Source organism: bacterium, from assembly GCA_037143175.1.
GTDB lineage: Bacteria > Verrucomicrobiota > Kiritimatiellia > CAIKKV01 > CAITUY01 > JAABPW01.
Window position 1 is genome coordinate 13,268 of the sequence record JBAWZF010000037.1, and the last position, 16,528, is coordinate 29,795.

General features: G+C 52.2%; 17 protein-coding genes and 1 tRNA gene. 13 read left to right on the forward strand and 5 right to left on the reverse strand.

The annotated features are described in order from the left end of the window. Positions 1-95 precede the first annotated feature (95 nt). The 3 genes from WCI03_11015 to WCI03_11025 form a co-directional block, all read right to left on the reverse strand. A complete protein-coding gene (locus tag WCI03_11015; protein ID MEI8140384.1) occupies positions 96-470 on the reverse strand; it encodes a hypothetical protein in 375 nt (124 codons plus the stop codon). A 96-nt stretch (positions 471-566) separates the two neighbouring features. Beyond that, positions 567-941 (reverse strand): DUF3127 domain-containing protein, encoded by a 375-nt coding sequence (locus WCI03_11020; protein MEI8140385.1) that lies wholly within the window; start codon positions 939-941, stop codon positions 567-569. A gap of 65 nt (positions 942-1,006) precedes the next feature. Beyond that, entirely contained in the window at positions 1,007-1,543 is a 537-nt protein-coding gene (locus WCI03_11025; GenBank protein MEI8140386.1) for a hypothetical protein, read from the reverse strand. 181 nt (positions 1,544-1,724) lie between these two features. Between WCI03_11025 and WCI03_11030 the strand changes: the two genes are divergently transcribed. Further along, the gene (locus WCI03_11030; GenBank protein ID MEI8140387.1) at positions 1,725-1,883 is read left to right on the forward strand and encodes a DUF1328 domain-containing protein; all 159 of its coding nucleotides are present in this window, start codon (positions 1,725-1,727) and stop codon (positions 1,881-1,883) included. A gap of 14 nt (positions 1,884-1,897) precedes the next feature. Here the strand turns inward: WCI03_11030 and WCI03_11035 are convergent. Next, positions 1,898-1,974: transfer RNA gene (locus tag WCI03_11035), tRNA-Arg, on the reverse strand. A gap of 92 nt (positions 1,975-2,066) precedes the next feature. Next, positions 2,067-2,615 carry a DNA-3-methyladenine glycosylase gene (locus WCI03_11040; GenBank protein MEI8140388.1) on the reverse strand — a complete coding sequence of 183 codons (549 nt, stop codon included), beginning with the start codon at positions 2,613-2,615 and terminating at the stop codon, positions 2,067-2,069. A 137-nt stretch (positions 2,616-2,752) separates the two neighbouring features. Here WCI03_11040 and WCI03_11045 point away from each other — a divergent pair, with 137 nt between their 5' ends. The 12 genes from WCI03_11045 to WCI03_11100 all read left to right on the forward strand — a co-directional run. Then, positions 2,753-3,382 carry a hypothetical protein gene (locus WCI03_11045; GenBank protein ID MEI8140389.1) on the forward strand — a complete coding sequence of 210 codons (630 nt, stop codon included), beginning with the start codon at positions 2,753-2,755 and terminating at the stop codon, positions 3,380-3,382. Positions 3,383-3,384: 2 nt separating this feature from the next. Then, positions 3,385-4,935 (forward strand): Hsp70 family protein, encoded by a 1,551-nt coding sequence (locus WCI03_11050; protein ID MEI8140390.1) that lies wholly within the window; start codon positions 3,385-3,387, stop codon positions 4,933-4,935. Positions 4,936-4,946: 11 nt separating this feature from the next. Further along, on the forward strand, positions 4,947-6,965 hold the full coding sequence (locus WCI03_11055; GenBank protein MEI8140391.1) for an alpha amylase C-terminal domain-containing protein: 2,019 nt from the start codon (positions 4,947-4,949) through the stop codon (positions 6,963-6,965). Beyond that, complete coding sequence (locus WCI03_11060) at positions 6,962-7,795, forward strand: tRNA threonylcarbamoyladenosine dehydratase (GenBank protein MEI8140392.1); 834 nt, start codon at positions 6,962-6,964, stop codon at positions 7,793-7,795. The genes WCI03_11055 and WCI03_11060 overlap by 4 nt, the downstream gene beginning before the upstream one ends. Next, complete coding sequence (locus WCI03_11065) at positions 7,792-9,825, forward strand: hypothetical protein (protein ID MEI8140393.1); 2,034 nt, start codon at positions 7,792-7,794, stop codon at positions 9,823-9,825. Before WCI03_11060 ends, WCI03_11065 begins: the two co-directional genes overlap by 4 nt. 60 nt (positions 9,826-9,885) lie before the next feature. After that, positions 9,886-10,377 carry a MarR family transcriptional regulator gene (locus WCI03_11070; protein MEI8140394.1) on the forward strand — a complete coding sequence of 164 codons (492 nt, stop codon included), beginning with the start codon at positions 9,886-9,888 and terminating at the stop codon, positions 10,375-10,377. A gap of 147 nt (positions 10,378-10,524) precedes the next feature. Then, positions 10,525-11,358 carry an ABC transporter permease gene (locus WCI03_11075; protein ID MEI8140395.1) on the forward strand — a complete coding sequence of 278 codons (834 nt, stop codon included), beginning with the start codon at positions 10,525-10,527 and terminating at the stop codon, positions 11,356-11,358. 3 nt (positions 11,359-11,361) lie between these two features. Then, positions 11,362-12,660, forward strand: coding sequence for an ABC transporter ATP-binding protein (locus tag WCI03_11080; protein ID MEI8140396.1), 1,299 nt, complete (start codon positions 11,362-11,364; stop codon positions 12,658-12,660). Positions 12,661-12,729: 69 nt separating this feature from the next. Further along, entirely contained in the window at positions 12,730-13,581 is an 852-nt protein-coding gene (locus WCI03_11085) for a glycosyltransferase family 2 protein (GenBank protein ID MEI8140397.1), read from the forward strand. An 8-nt stretch (positions 13,582-13,589) separates the two neighbouring features. Further along, positions 13,590-14,990: a glycosyltransferase gene (locus tag WCI03_11090; protein MEI8140398.1), complete on the forward strand. Its 1,401-nt coding sequence runs from the start codon at positions 13,590-13,592 to the stop codon at positions 14,988-14,990. Beyond that, the gene (locus WCI03_11095; protein ID MEI8140399.1) at positions 14,987-15,799 is read left to right on the forward strand and encodes a DUF5672 family protein; all 813 of its coding nucleotides are present in this window, start codon (positions 14,987-14,989) and stop codon (positions 15,797-15,799) included. The genes WCI03_11090 and WCI03_11095 overlap by 4 nt, the downstream gene beginning before the upstream one ends. 9 nt (positions 15,800-15,808) lie before the next feature. Next, a partial coding sequence (locus WCI03_11100) for a hypothetical protein (protein MEI8140400.1) occupies positions 15,809-16,528 on the forward strand: 720 nt, incomplete at its 3' end.

Below are 16,528 nucleotides of genomic sequence, written 5' to 3' on the forward strand. Positions count from 1 at the left end.
TTTTTTAGCCATCCACTTAAAAAACAAAAAGCCCTGCAAAGTTTGTCTTTGCAGGGCATATACTATACATGCGCACAAGCGCAGGTAAAAGTTTTTTACTTAACAGGAAGTGCAGGGGCTACTGCAGGCGCATCTTTGGCCGCTTTCTTGGCAACGCGCTCGGCGTGCTCGGCAGCTTTCGCGGCCTTAAGCTCTTCGGGGGTCAAAAAGTTGTCTTTGTCCGTGTCGGCCGCCGTAAATTTCTTTTCAGCATCGGGACCCTTCGCCATCGTCTTGAATTCATCAAGCGACAACTTGCCATCAGCATTGGCATCGGCCTTCTTAAACATATCAATCCGCTCGGCCTTATGGGGCTTGCCAACTGCGGGAGCCTTGACCGCATCCGGGGCCTTAACTTCCTCGGCCATTACGGTAGCTGACAAAGAAGCTGCAACAACAACACTCAACCCGATCAAACTTAATACCTTCATATAACTGAACCTTTCTTTATTACTTTTGAGAAACCAACCAACTATTACACAAAACGAATTACCCCATGGTTTTATTGTAATCTTTTTTTAGTTCCATCAAAAAGGAAGTCCGCCATCCTTTTCACCGCTGAAATCTTCGGTATCCTCCATAGGCGGGGCTCCTTGTTCTGCAGTAGCACCACCAGAAGCTCCATCTGCTGCACTTACACGCCATGCCTGAAGTGTATTGAAATATCTAACGGCGCCCTTCTGATCAGTCCATTTGCGTCCGCGCAGATCAAACTCTACAGAGATTTCCTGCCCCACTTTGAAATTATCCAGTAAATTACATTTATCCTGAACCAGTTCAAACTTAACCAACTCGGGATACTTGGGGTTGCTTGCGAACTCAAGTACGAATTCCCGCTTTTGAAAAGACTCCTTTATCTTCACAGTCTCGAAAATCTCAATCAACTTACCTGAAACGTTCATGGTGCTCCCTTAATTTGTTTCGAGAAAAGATAATCCACAAACGCCCTCAAAGCAAAGAAAGAAAATTAAAAACCGTAAACGGGCCGTAACTGCCCTACTGACGGGAGATTGTCGTAGTATTCACCCTTTGGGCCTACCCACTGGATGCCAATCTGACGCATGGCAACAGGGGTCATTGAGCCATTTGAATTCTGCACATTTATGGTCATGGTTGCAGGTTGCTGCACATATTCCACCTGAGCAGGAATAGGCTGATATACCACTCGCGCAGGTTGCTGCACATAAACAACTGGGGGCGGAGCATAGACCACCTGACGCTCAACATAAACCGTATCCGGCTGACTTGCCGCACACGCGACAGCCGCAACCGCAGCCAGACCGAACAGTCCGATTGCCAGACTTCCATGATCGCCACGATAATAGCCACCATGTCGATCTCGGTCATAGCCTCTATTTTGGTAGGAACACCTCGAATTATACCCGGAGTGACTGTCCCTTCCGCGGTAGGAATTATCCCTTCCCCTACCTGAATCAGCCATCGTCACGGAACCTGCGAGCATAATCGCCACAACTACCCCAGAAATTTTCATTATCTTGTTCATTATATTCCTCGTTTTCAGGAGTTTAACTGACGCCCCTTTGTATAAATAGACGCATGAACCCCTCAGAATATTCACTTGAATTTCTGGCAGGGTTATACCCTATAGAACGAGACTGAACTCTGGCGTAGCCTACTTGTGTCAAGGTTGATATGACCATTTACCTCAAAATAAAGGAGACGCTATGTTAAGGTGGGCAATTACATTTTTAATTATTGCGATCATCGCCGCCGTTTTCGGGTTTGGAGGAATTGCGGCAGCCGCAACCGACATGGCTCGAATCCTCTTTTTCATTTTCATCGTGTTGTTTGTGTTGGCGATAATCTTTGGTAGCCGCAAGTAACACAGATGGTGAGTTGGTACCCCGGGCGCGGTTCGAACGCGCGACCTGCAGTTTAGGAAACGGCTGCTCTGTCCAGCTGAGCTACCGGGGCATAATTGACAACAAGGGGCATAGTAGGGATGCTAGGCAAACCTTTCAAGCCCAATTGCCGGTACCGGCTAACGTCGATGAGTTGCAGGGTTGTTACTTTCTCGACACAAACGGGTTGCTGGCAATATAGAACCGCAAATGCCGTTTTGCCCAGGCTCCAGCATAGTCCACCCCGATCCGGGGTCGCTTTACAATCTTGAAATCGGCGGGGGCATCATCGGTAAGATAAAAGTCGTCGCTCAGAAAATCATGTCGATTCAGGCGCTTATCTATACCCATTGCACGACACAGCAGGCCGGGACCCTGCGTCCGTTCTGTAATCCCCTGCAGTGGCTCGACCGCCCGCAACAGCACCGCCGAAGCATGCCCCTCTGCCTCGGTAACCACATTCATGCAATAATACATGCCGTAGATCAGATAGACATACGCGATGCCGGGCGGCCCAAACATCGGGGCATTTCGCGTCGTCAGCCCCTTCGCCGAATGCGAGGCCTTATCGTGAACTCCGACATAGGCCTCGACCTCCACGATCCTTCCGACTCGTCTGTTGCCCTGTACCACATGCACCAAACATTTCCCAAGAAGATCCCGGGCCACCGTCACCGTATCGCGGTTATAAAAGGCTCGATCCAACTTTGCCATGCCTTAAATTCTACCACAGGAAGTGCAAAACGCGCCAGTTACAGGCTCGCCGAGTATGAAATGATCTTGATTTTCAAGTAATCTCCTCTAGTCTGTTAGCCACTCGAATCTGTTTGAATGAAAAAGGATATACAGCTATGAAGAAGACGAAAATGATCAAGCCGGTCACCAAAGCCAGCATCAAAACCTCTACCCCTCTTGTCGCCGCCAAAACTGTTTCAAAACCCGTTGCGGCTAAACCTGTTGTAAAAAAAGCGACCCTGAAGCCCGTTGCCAAACCGATTGCGTCAAAACCAGCGAAAAACGAAGTGGCGCCATCAAGGCCCATTCCCAGCGCAGGTACTGAGGCGCTCCGACAGGAAATCACTGCCCTGCGCACTCAGATATCCCGGCTCATGGCTCCTGTGACCACGGGGTCCATCGAGGAAGTCGACGCCCTGCGCCGGGTCTTGAATGATCTGATGGAAGCCCGGATGAACGATGTGATCCGCGAACTGGTTACCATCCGGAATAGCGCCGCCTCGGCTGGTGGCGAAGCTCGTCGTATCGCAGAACAAATGGATGCCCTGCTCTCTGATCTCGGTGCCATGAAATTCGAGGCGGAACGCCTCGAGCATGTCGACCCCTTGATCCACACCGTTTGCCGCGAAGTTTCTGATGCTTCGCTTGCCGACGGAATCATCGTCGAAACATTGCGTCCTGGCTTTCACACTCCACGTGGAATTGTCGTGGCCAAGGCTTTGGTGGCAGTCAACCGGAGGTCTTGATTATGGCTCATCTGGGAATAGATTACGGCACCACCAACACGGTGGTGGTTTGTGCGGATCGGGGACGTTACCCTCTGGTTCCCCATGTTACCGATACCGCCATCGGGCGCGTTTCCCGTGAGGTTTTTCCCTCCTTTTTCGTCTACGACATCTCCACTGGTTGCCTCCGATTCGGAGCCGAAGCGGAACGATCCCTGGCCGAACCCGGCGCCGCCCAGCGCTATATCCCGATCCGTTCTTTCAAGCGGTTCTTCCGGAATTATGTGGATGGCATGCGTATTGCCACCGACTCCATTCCAGGCGGCCTGGATATGCGCGACACGTTCCGTCAGTTCACCCAGGCCATCTACGACTCGGTGCGCGCCTCCGGGATTGTCGGCCCCCTCGAGCCGCTTGAAGCGGTTCTCACCTGGCCGGCTAACGCCAATGGCGCCCAACGTCACTTAACCCGGTCGGCATTCAAGGAAGCTGGCTTCTCGGTCATCAGTACGCTAAATGAACCTTCCGCCGCCGCCATCGAACTGGCGGATCGGATGGTGCACGGCAACCGCGCCAAGGCACGTCAGTTAAAAATGACGGTAGCCGTATTCGATCTGGGCGGGGGAACCTTCGATGCCTCTGTCGTCCGTATCAGTACTACCGACTACACCGTCCTTGGTTCCGCTGGAATAGAAAATCTGGGCGGCGACGATTTTGATGCCGTGCTGGCCGAGCTTTTTTGCGAGAAACTGAAAATTCAACTCAAGGCACTCACCCTCTTTCAACGCACCATGCTCCTGATGCATGCCTGCCGGGAAAAAGAACGGCTGAGCGCCGGCCAGTCACGCACCCTCACACTGGATCCCGAAGAAATCGGGTTGTCTGGTGAGCCCGTCAAAGTGATCGCCGCCACTTACGAAAAACATCTGGCCGAATTGATTGAGCCAGCGGTGGCTAAGCTCGAAGAAGTGATCAAAACGGAAGGTAATGATGAACTGGAGACCATCTATCTGGTCGGTGGCTCATCCCGACTCCCGTTGGTGAGCAAGCTTATCGCGCGCCGCTTCCCGAAAGTGAAACTCTTTACCACCGACAAGCCTTTCAGCGCAACCTCCATGGGTGCGGCCATCCAAAGCGTCGAGACCATGCGTGTACACGAGGTGTTTGCCCGGCATTTCGGAGTCATACGACTGGCGGACCACGGGACACGGGAAATCTTCGCACCGGTCTTTCAAGCAGGTCTACGGCTTCCCGCCCGCGGGGACGCCCCGATTTCCGCCGAAGTCCGCTACCGGCCCCGCCACAATATCGGTCGCTTCCGCTATTTGGAATGTACCTCTGTGGATAGGGAAGGAAAACCGGAGGCCGGCTTGCGGACCTGGTCTGAAATCCTGTTTCCATATGATTACTCGCTGGCAGTTAATGAGACCTTAACCCCTGACCAGATTATGCCAAGAAATGATCTGGCTGGCGAAGCCGTTGAGACCTATAGTTGCGACAGTGATGGCATCATCACCGTGCAAATCAAACGGGCCGACGGTCAATCCCGAACATTTGAAGTTTTCCGGTCCTAACACATTGCCTCATGACAGATAAATCAAAAGAGACGGAGAGGGAGCTTCCACTGATTCAGAGGGACCCCTATCTCCAGCCGTTTGAATCTGTCATTCGCAAACGCCTCCAACTTACCCGCGAGACCGAGAAACGGCTGACCCAGGCCAAAATACCGCTGGCTGATTTTGCCGCTGGCCATGAGTTCTTTGGCCTCCATCGACTTCCTGACAGCAGTTGGGTCATTCGCGAATGGGCGCCCAATGCAACCTCCATCACCCTGATTGGCGATTTCAACCAATGGAAATCTGCGCCCGGCTTCGCCTTCAGCAAGGTCTCGTCCAGCGGAGTCTGGGAATTGAAGTTAGCCGGAACCACATTGAAGCACGGCGATCTCTTCAAACTGATTGTAGCGTGGTTCGGCGGTTGGGCGGAACGCATCCCCTCCTATGTACGACGCACCGTCCAGGACGAGAACACCAAGATCTTCAGCGCCCAAGTCTGGTGGCCGGAGCAACCCTATATCTGGGAAAATGGCCCCTTTAAACGCAGTCCTGATGCCCCCCGGATTTACGAAGCCCATGTGGGAATGGCCCAGGCGGAACCACGACTTGGAACCTATCGTGAGTTTGAAGAGAAGATTTTGCCCCGAATTGTGGAGGCTGGCTATAATACCCTTCAACTCATGGCGATTCAGGAACACCCTTACTACGGGTCATTTGGATATCACGTCAGTAATTATTTCGCCGCCTCCTCCCGCTTTGGAACTCCAGAAGAACTAAAATCCCTGATCGATGCCGCGCACGGGGCAGGCCTGGCCGTCATCATGGATCTGGTTCACTCTCATTCGGTGCGCAACGAAACCGAGGGGTTGAGCCGGTTCGACGGGACCCTGACCCAGTATTTCCATGAAGGCGCACGTGGCGACCACGTCGCCTGGGACTCACGTTGCTTTAACTATGGCAAAACCGAAGTTCTTCATTTCCTCCTCTCCAACTGCCGGTTCTGGCTGGATGAATACCGCTTTGACGGATACCGCTTTGATGGCGTCACCAGCATGCTCTACTATGATCACGGCTTGGGTAAGGCCTTCACAAACTATGGCGATTATTATGACGGCAATGTGGATGACGATGCGGTTGCCTATCTGGCTCTCGCCAACAAGGTCATCCACACGGTACGCCCGGATGCCATGACCATCGCGGAAGATGTCAGTGGAATGCCCGGCCTGGGCACGCCCCTCGAAAATGGTGGCATTGGCTTTGATTTCCGGCTCGCCATGGGAACCCCGGACTACTGGATCAAACTCATCAAAGAAGTAGCCGACGAGAACTGGCCTGTGGGTAATCTTTATTATGAACTGACCAATCGGCGACAGGATGAAAAAACAATCTCCTATTCCGAATCCCATGACCAGGCGCTGGTGGGCGATAAAACCATCATCTTCCGCCTGATTGACGCCGACATGTACACGGGTATGAGCGTCTTCCAAAACAATCTTCGTGTTGACCGGGGCATTGCACTACACAAAATGATCCGCCTGATCACATTGGCCACGGCCGGGCATGGTTATCTCAACTTCATGGGGAACGAATTCGGACATCCTGAGTGGATTGATTTCCCGCGTGAAGGCAATCATTGGAGTTATCATTATGCACGCCGCCAATGGCATCTGCGTGATGACCCGAATCTCCGGTATCGGTTTTTGGCCGAGTTCGATAAATCCATGATGAACTTGTGCAAGGACTACAAACTGATCGAAACTTCTGGGCCCCATTTCCTGCAGGAACATATGTCCGACCAGGTGCTGGCCTTCGAACGGGCCGGGCTCGTCTTCATATTCAACTTCAACCCATCAAAATCCTTCACGGATTATTCCATCCCTGTGCCGCAGGGAAATTACCGGCTGCTCATGGATAGCGATGCGGTGGAATTCGGCGGGTTTGGACGCGTGGAACCCTGGGGCGAATATGGCGGTCTCAACAGTACCATTTTGACCTATCTTCCATCCCGGACGGTCCTCGTGTTATCAACCCGGATAATTGGCCCATGAGCGCTCACACACACGCCCCCTGCCGCAGTCATCTCTTTCATCGCACCGCCATGCTGGTAGGTAAGCCGGCGATGGAGCAGCTCACAACCATCCGCGTTGCCCTATTCGGCGTTGGCGGCGTCGGGAGCTGGACCGCTGAAGCCTTGATACGATCCGGCGTGGAACATCTGACCCTTGTGGACTCAGATGACGTCTGCTCAACCAATATCAATCGGCAATTGCAGGCAACCACGGTGAATATTGGTAAGTCCAAGGTGGAGGAACTCAAAAAACGGCTGCTGGAGATCAATCCCTATGCGACCATTGAAGCTCACCACCTGGCCTACACCGGCCGCACCTGCGAGCAGTTCGACATGAAAACATTCGACTATGTCCTCGATGCCATTGACAGCCTTCAATACAAGGTCATGCTGATCGAGCGCAGTCTGGATGCTGGAACAACCGTTTATTCCTGCATGGGCGCAGGGGCAAAACTGGATCCCACCCAGATCAAAACCGGCCCGCTCTCCCGCACCAGAACGTGTCCCCTGGCCCGTATGGTCCGGAAACGACTCGGGAAAAAATGTGTTACCAAGGATTTTCTCTGCGTCTATAGCGAAGAAATCCCGCGTGACCCGACTATGGAAAGTTTCTGCGGTACCGGGAATTGCGCCTGCACTCATTCCACCCAGCAACCAACACCTATCAACCAACAACCGGACGATAACGATAACCCCGACTGGTGTGCCCGCAAGACGCAGATCAATGGCACCGCCGTTCATGTGACCGCTGTATTCGGGTTTACCTTGGCGGGATTAGTCATTCAGGATGTCGTGAAAAAAGCCTCATGATCTGGCGTTCTCTTGATAGTTTGATTGTGCTGGCGACCTTTGCCGCCATCTACATCATGCCCCCGCTGCTCGCCCTTCGGCGTTTTCAACCTGCTGCCAACTTGACTTCCCTTTGCGTAATCTCCGCCGGACTCGGACTCTCCTCCCAGGCACTACTCGGATTCTTCTGGAACCACTTTGTCAGTCATGCCCCCATCAGTGAGGGGGTTGCCTATTTTCTATTCTGGCTCACTCTCGGCCTGGCACTTCATTGGTGGCCGATGACAACGCAATCCCGCCACACTCCTTTGCCCCCTTCACCACTCAGCGCTCAGCGCCCCACGCTCCACGCTCCTGCCCTCCTCCCCCTCATCCTACTCGGCGCCATCATCCTGCGCAGTTTGGACGCCCTGAACCATGCCTCCCTGGGCCAATCCGACGCCTATACGCATCTTCAATTCCTCCGGGATGTTTTCCAATACGGGCAAATTCGAAATATCGTCTATCCGCCCGGTTATGCGTGGGTACTGGCCCTGCCAGTCATGACTTTCAATTTGGATGCTTATCTGGTGGCCCGGTATGTGGGGCCATTTTTCGGGGCACTTCTCGTTGCCACAATCTATCTGCTGGGCCGTCGACACAGCCAAAAGGCTGGCCTTTACGCAGCCTTCCTGGCCGCCGTCTGTCCGCTCTTTTACCCCTTGATAAAAACAGGTATGGGCGCCTTTGCAAATCAACTGGGATTGTTTCTGCTCCCCCTTGCCCTGCTCCTGTATCTAATGAAGGCTCGATTCCTGTTTACCATCATCCTCCTCGGCCTGACAGTGACAGTCCCCCTTTTCATCTTCACCCTGTTGTTGATCATCCTCATTCAGCGGTTGTTAAGTTGTCGAGTTGTCAAGTTGTCAGGGAAAGACGAATCCGTCTCGACCTCATCAACCCAACAACCTATCAACTCAACAACTATTTTCCTTCCCTTCATCCTCGCCTTCGCCTTGGCTGGCTACCATTTCCTGACGCCTGGGAAACTTCATGTGAACACCACCGCTGCCTTGGTCACGGGGATGGATACCCCGTCATTAATAAAGCATTCGCCCGACACAACGCCCCCAACGCTTTTCACGACGATCAAAGCCAATCCTGCCGGGAAACTCGCAGTGGATCTCCTCACGGTTAAGCGGGTGGGGATGGGAAATACCTTAATGAACTTGGCCACTCTAGCCTTGTTGGGGATTTTCACGGGAATACTGGTTACTGGATTCCGTCGCGGTTTATCCGAGTCGTCTTCTGATTTCCTAAAACTAGTGGGATGTTGGGGGCTGCTCACGACTCTCCAGGCCGCTACGGGATTTCTGGAATTCAGTTTCTATCAGCGTAGCGGCTGGGTTCTGATGGAGGCGATTACTCTCGCTGGAGGGCTCATCATCGCCTGGCTTCACGGACTGGAAAGACTGCGGAAACTCATCAGGCCGCTCATCGTGCTATGCCTCACGGCAAGCATGATCATCGCCTTCTGGGCCCCTCCGGAACATCGCTGCATCACCAGTGGGGCCGAAAACGAGCTTGCCACGGTGTTGAGGGAACTCTCTTCGGCCCGACTCAACTCCATCCACAACCCTGGTCCGATAGCCGTTGAACGGTTTGAACCCAGCCCATTGATCGCCCAGGCGGCGGCCGCCCCGCACCTGACCATTGTCACCCGACGCTACACGCTATTTAATGCGGACCAAGGAAACATAGCCGATGTACTTCCCGATCCTTTAGCCATGATCAAACCGATGCCAGTCGAGACAAACACCAAACTCCAGCCACCTTCCAACCACTTTATCTGCTTAATTGACCGCTTTACCGGCCTGCCGGAAATGGGCATTCTCACCCGTATCAGCCCCCAACTCACCCAATCCCTTGCCGGCTTCCAACCAGTTCTTTACAAACCAAACGACAGCATTCTTGCTTTTCTGGCAGGATTGCCCGCCGATGTCTGGCGGGTCACCCAAGAAACGCGAGGCCCAAACCTGTCAATTTACCTGGTTGAACGCCTTCACCCTTGACGCCTTTTTTAGTTTTCTGTATTTTGTGCGTTAACAGTTTTGTAAACGATGATTGACCTTATGAGCGGTACAACAGCACAAGTTCGGAAGCGGTTGACGGAGGTAGGTGGGCGTACGGCCCAAGACCTCGGATTGGGCCGCATTGTCGGACAGATTCTGATCCATCTCTACCTCACCCCAGGAGAAAGATCGCTGGAAGATATCGCCAAAGATCTGGAACTCAGTAAAGCTGCCGTCAGTATCGCGGCCCGCCAACTCGAAAGCCTCGGACTCCTACGCCGTTCCTGGAAATCCGGGGATCGGAAAACCTATTATCGAACCGCCGATGACATTGCGACAGCCCTTCACCAGGGACTTCTGATCATGGTACGCAACAAGATGAGCCTCCTGGCGACAGAACTTCAGCAGGCTGAAACTGAACTAAAGACGGGAGACGCCGGCAAAGAATCTGAGTTCATACTGGGCCGAGTCAAACGAGCCAGCAAGCTTCGTGACACAGCCATGGGTTTACTTGAAAACCCGCTGATCAAGTTGTTAACTCGGATGGGATAATTTATTTTGGATTGCGGCGGCTCGCCGCCGTTTTTGCAACATTTTGCCAGACTGTGGCGCATAATTAACAGGGACGAAGTCTGCCCGGAAACGGTTTTCTTCATAACAACCCAGCAACCTGACACCTTAACAACGCTCCCCTTCCCCATGCAACGAACCCACATACGTGCCAATCAACCCTGGTGGAAAATCAACTGGAGAGAACTCCTTGATTATCGTGATCTCTTCTGGATGACCGTCCAACGGGATTTGACGTCTATCTACAAACAAAGCGTTCTGGGTCCCCTCTGGTTCATTATTCAACCTGTACTGACAACCGTTGTCTTCACCCTGATATTTGGGAACTTCGCCAAGATAAGCACCGACGGCCTCCCCCCCTTTCTTTTCTACATGAGTGGGCTGGTTCTCTGGAACTATTTCCAAGGGGTACTAAACGGAGCCGCCTCCGCCCTGATGAGCAACGCGGGCATCATGAAAAAGGTATACTTTCCCAGGTTGCTTCCCCCGCTCTCCTCGGTGGTCACTTATTTGGGGCATTTCCTGATAAATTTTACAGTTTTCATTGGGTTCTTCATCTATTTTATAGCCAAGGGAAGCCATATCCAGCCATCGTGGTGGATACTCATCCTCCCTGTGCTCGTGTTACATTGTGCCTGTGTGGGCCTGGGGGCAGGATTGTGGCTTTCAAGTATGACGATCAAATACCGTGACGTCACCTTTGCCCTCCCCTTTCTGACTCAGCTCTGGATGTATGCCACCCCCATCATCTATCCCTCCAGCGAAGTTTCAGCCAAATGGAAATGGGTCATTGCCGTCAACCCCATGGCTGGCGTCATCGAATTGAATCGATTTGCATTCCTAGGCGCGGGATCTCCTGACCGGATGATACTGCTTGTCAGCTTTCTGGTAGGAATCATCTTGTTAATCAGTGGCCTCTTTGTTTTCAACCGTGCGCAACGCACCTTTGTGGATACCATCTGAACCATGACTGAACCCGCCATAACCGTCAGAGGGCTTTCAAAACGCTACCGCTTGGGAGCCATCAATCGTCATACCTTGAGCGATGAAATCACGTATCTTTACCATAAGTTCCGTGGCCGAAATGCAGCCGAGCATATGGGAACGATTAAGGCCCACAGTACCCAAGCGGCAAAGAAACCTCAAGGTCCGCAGGATTTTTGGGCGCTTAAGGATGTCACCTTCGACGTACAACCCGGAGAAATCATCGGGATCGTCGGAGGAAATGGCGCAGGGAAATCAACGCTCCTGAAGATCCTCAGCCGGATCACAGAACCTACGGCGGGGGAGGCTTACATTAACGGCCGAGTCGGCTCACTGCTCGAAGTGGGAACCGGCTTTCATCCGGAATTAACGGGCCGTGAAAACATTTTTTTGAGCGGCACCATTCAAGGAATGAAAAAAACTGAAATTATAAGGAAGTTTGATGAAATTGTCGCATTTTCTGAAATTGATCAGTTCTTAGATACCCCCGTCAAACGATACTCATCAGGCATGTTTGTACGACTAGCCTTTGCCGTCGCAGCTCACTTAGATCCGGAAATTCTCATTGTAGACGAAGTCCTCGCGGTTGGAGATGCGGCTTTCCAAAAAAAATGCTTAGGAAAAATGAGTGATGTCGCCAAAATGGGGCGTACCATTCTTTTCGTAAGCCACAATATGGCTGCAGTTGAGCATCTCTGCACACATGGCCTCTGGCTTGATCACGGCAAGGTGAGAATGATCGATAAAACCCAAATAATCATTGACCATTACCTGAGTTCTATACAGGAAATCATGAAAACGACCTCACTCCGCGACCGCACGGATCGGCACGGCACAGGGCGAGCCCGCGTCATAGACTTTTTCATTACAGATGCAGCCGGAAAACGGCAGGTCATACTCCGTCCTGGCAACACTTACCACTTCACTTTGGACTGCGAATTGATGATCTCCATTCCGCACCTCCAGAATGTTGTTATTTCAATCTCCCTTAATGATCTCCGTAATGAGACAGTATGGCTGATCAGCTCCAAGTTCAGCCACGAGAACCAGACCTTGTCCCCATTAACTCGAATCGAATGCTCTGTCCATGACTTTGCTGTGGCCGAGGGGATCTACAGCGCCACCGTTTATCTTGGGCAAAGCGATGTCGAGCCCCTTGACCTGATTACGAACGTCGCTGAAATCAGGGTTGAAGGGGGTAATTTTTTTGGAACCGGCTCAAAGGGAGAGCCAGCCCTATGCAAAACGCTAACCCGCGCATCTTGGAAAAGCACAACCTAAAAAAGGCTGCGCTTACTCTTGCATTAGTGCAAATGCACGGACTACATCACCTGACCCGCAATTTCATACATGAAACTCTCCATCATCACCATTAACCTGAACCATGCCGATGGCTTGGAAAAAACAGTAAAAAGTGTGATTGGTCAAACGTTCAAGGATTTTGAGTTCATTGTGATTGACGGTGGCAGCAAGGACAGCAGCCTTGACGTCATCCGCGCTTATGCCGATCTCATTACCCGGTGGGTCTCGGAACCTGACACCGGAATTTACAACGCCATGAACAAGGGTCTGCATCTGGCTCAAGGGGAGTATGTTTATTTCCTCAACAGCGGTGACCAGTTTTACTCCCCGTTGGTTCTGGATACCATCTTTACCGGCGCCGGCCCCATCGAAGACATGGTGTATGGCGATTTCATGCGGGCGAATGCGACAGAGGTCAACCCCGCTGATCTGCAACCTGACATATTGACCCTGTTCCGTTTTTTCCGTCGAGGACTTTGCCACCAGACGATCTTTTACAAAAGGATCCTATTTGCCAGCCTCGGAGATTATGATGAAACCTTCATGATTGCCGCCGACTGGGATTTCACAATCCGGGTCTTACTGGCGGACCGCTCAACACGGCATCTCCCCGTCACGGTTGTGAATTGCGAAGGGGCAGGCATCAGCGAAACCCAGGCCCAACTTTCGTCCCGTGAAAAAGACATCATCATGAAACAACATCTTCCCCAGGCAATCTATCAGGACTATCGGCGAATACAATTTCTTGAGGAAGAGTGCCGTAGCTTAAAAGAATTTGAAAATTGGACCGCACAAATCCGGAACCGGAACCTGCTTACGAATATCGCCATGGTGACCCTCTGGTTTGTTCACAAATGGAGAAACAAGTTTACGGCGCGTGACCACGCCGGCACAAAATGAGAATCCTAATGGTCAGCGCAGGACTCCCGGATACCCGGAACGGCGGGTTACCAAGCTATCTAGGTGAGTTGATTGGCGCCTTATTGGCCCGGGGGCACAAGCTCCACTATCTGGATACCAGCGCAAAAAATGAGGAGCAAAAGGGGGTTTACCACGAAACCTCGACTCGTGATGACGGGCTGGTGATTACCCACTTCTATAATTTAAAATTGTTTCCTGATTTCGGCCGGGGCACCATGGATCCTCTGGCGCAGGTCAAGCCCGATCCTGATTTTCTCGCACAATTCGAACCTTGGTTAGCCGGCATCACAATAGACCTCGTCCATATTCACGAGTTTATAGGCTTTCCGGCTGAAACCATGGCGGCCTTCTTTACAAGGCCAATACCCGTGATGGCGACTCTGCATGACTATTACGCCCTCTGCCCAACCATCAAACTTATTTTGCCCGATGGAAGTCCATGCAATAAAGGCCCCACAGAACTGATCTGTCGCTACTGTTGCCGACAGGGATTCTCCCCCATTGAACTCAAAACCGAAAAATGGATAAAGCGAATAAGTACCTTTCGAGGCGGAAGTTGGTTGGCAGGGGTGGTCTGGCCACGCATTAAACCGCTCTTTCGAACTGTCGCCTGGTGGAATACCAACGCCAACGCCTATCGCAGTCGTCGGGAGCGCATGGTGTCAATCTTGGAGCGTATCGCTATCATTCTCGGAAATTCTCATCTAACGACAAACCTATTCCGTCAAATCGGGGGGCTTACCAATGTTGTTGCGGACACCACCTTTACGCGCAAAACCATACGCCATGAAGTTAGCAACCGTTCCCGGAAAAGAATGCCGGGCAGTCCACTACGAGTCCTCGTCCTTAATGTTCGTCGGGGCCCGAAAGGCCTTGACCTTTTACATCGGGAACTAACATTACTGGATTCACAGGGCCGGCAGAATCTGCATTTTTTAGCGTGGGGGTGTTCTCACATTGAAAGCCCTCTGGTTGACAACCAAGGGCCTTATGAGGGAAATCAATTGGATGCTCTTTGCGCAGACGCAGATGTCGGGCTCGTACCGTCCGTATGGCGGGAAGCTTATGGTTTCGTTGGTGCTGAAATGTTGTCGAGGGGATTACCTGTCATTGCGAGTCAAACCGGAGCCATGAAGGAATACATTGCACAGGGAGAAGATGGACTGCTCTTTGACCCCTCAGGCCCCGGCAACTTGGCCACGGTTTTGAATCAGCTGGCTACCGATGAAGTGTTACTGGAACGACTGACCAAGGGTGCCTCGGATGGCTGGAAAAAGTTTAGCACCTTTGACCATCATATCGAAACCCTGTTGCGCCACTACGAGACCTTGATCATGATGAAACACCAGGTAAAATCTGACAGGCCGCTTGGAGAGATGTCATCATGAATAAAGTCGTGATCATCATCCCCGTCTACCGGGAAATACTGCATCCGCTCGAGAAAATCGGCGTTGATCGCTGTCTTCATATATTGGCAAAGCATCCAATGATCGTTATTGCGCCCCAAGGACTTACCATCCCGGCTCCGCTTAACACACTCCCGTGCCAATATTTCGCCCCGGAGTATTTCACCAGCATCAGCACTTATAGCCGTTTATTACTGTCGCGCGAGTTCTATGCCCGTTTTCTATCGTATGAATATATGTTACTCCACCAGCTTGACGTGTTTGTATTCCGTGATGAATTGCGGGAGTGGTGTAACCGGGGATACGACTACATCGGCGCACCCTGGATCGATGAACTCTGGCCCAATGAGCCTCCGATCCGGCAGGGGCTCCCTTTTTGGACGCGAAGTCGTTTGTTTCGTTTTCTTACCCCGCTTGACCATCGCGTTGGCAATGGGGGATTCTCACTCCGCCGTATCCGAACCATGTATCAGGCCTTGACCTGCCTGAAACGCACACTCCGGGCCTGGGGCGGACGCAATGAGGATCAATTTTGGAGCGTCGCCGTCCCGGAATGCTGGTGGTGGCGATATCGCACCCCGGGTGTTCGTGAGGCGCTCTCTTTTGCATTCGAGGAGAACCCCTCTTCTTCATTTGAACTGACAGGCAAGCGACTTCCTTTCGGGTGCCACGCCTGGGAACAATATGAACCCGAATTTTGGCTTCCACACTTTGATGCGGTCAACTGCCACTTCGATCTCGAGGCGGCACGGTCGGCGCACCGCGCCCGCCCCAAAAATCGAAAACGTTAGAGAACTTTAATGGATAAACATCTAACTCCTGCCCGAAACGGAACTCTCCCCCTCATCATAGGATTCCTTTTCAACTCCGGTCGTCTATCACGTTTACAGGCATGCCTGCACGGTGACGCCCCAAGTGATTTTTTTTATGGCGCGCTGGAGCTAAAAGCTCAAGGTTTCGACATCCGCATTTTTGAGACCACGGCAGATGTCCCCATACACTGGCCTTCCGCTGCCTTTAATTTTCTTGGACAAAATGGCCCGGTCAGGCTTGACGGTCTTTATGTACAGGCGACCAAGAACCTTCTCCCCCAATTGAATGAATGTGATGTCATCGTGGGGACCACACCCGGCCATGCGTTCGCGCTGGCTGTTTGGCGTCGTCTTCAATTTCTAAAGGCCCCTGTTGTAGGAATTCAATGCGGTCTCTTCAACCATCCCATCAACTGGTGGAGAAAACATAGCACCGCATTTTTGCTGCGGGGAATGCAATCTGTGTTATTTGGCGAATCAGAATTAAGCCCCATTTTGGATACGTTCCCTAAGGTCGAAAATAACGTCCATGTAAATCAATTTGGCGTAGATACCACCTTTTGGACACCGGGCCCCTTCACCGAAAGCGGCTACATTCTGGCCGTCGGGAATGATGGGCGCCGGGATTATGACACCTTGGTTCAAGCGGCGACCAAACTCCCCTGGAATGTTATTCTGCTCACATCAAACCCCCTGCCCCCCCTGCCC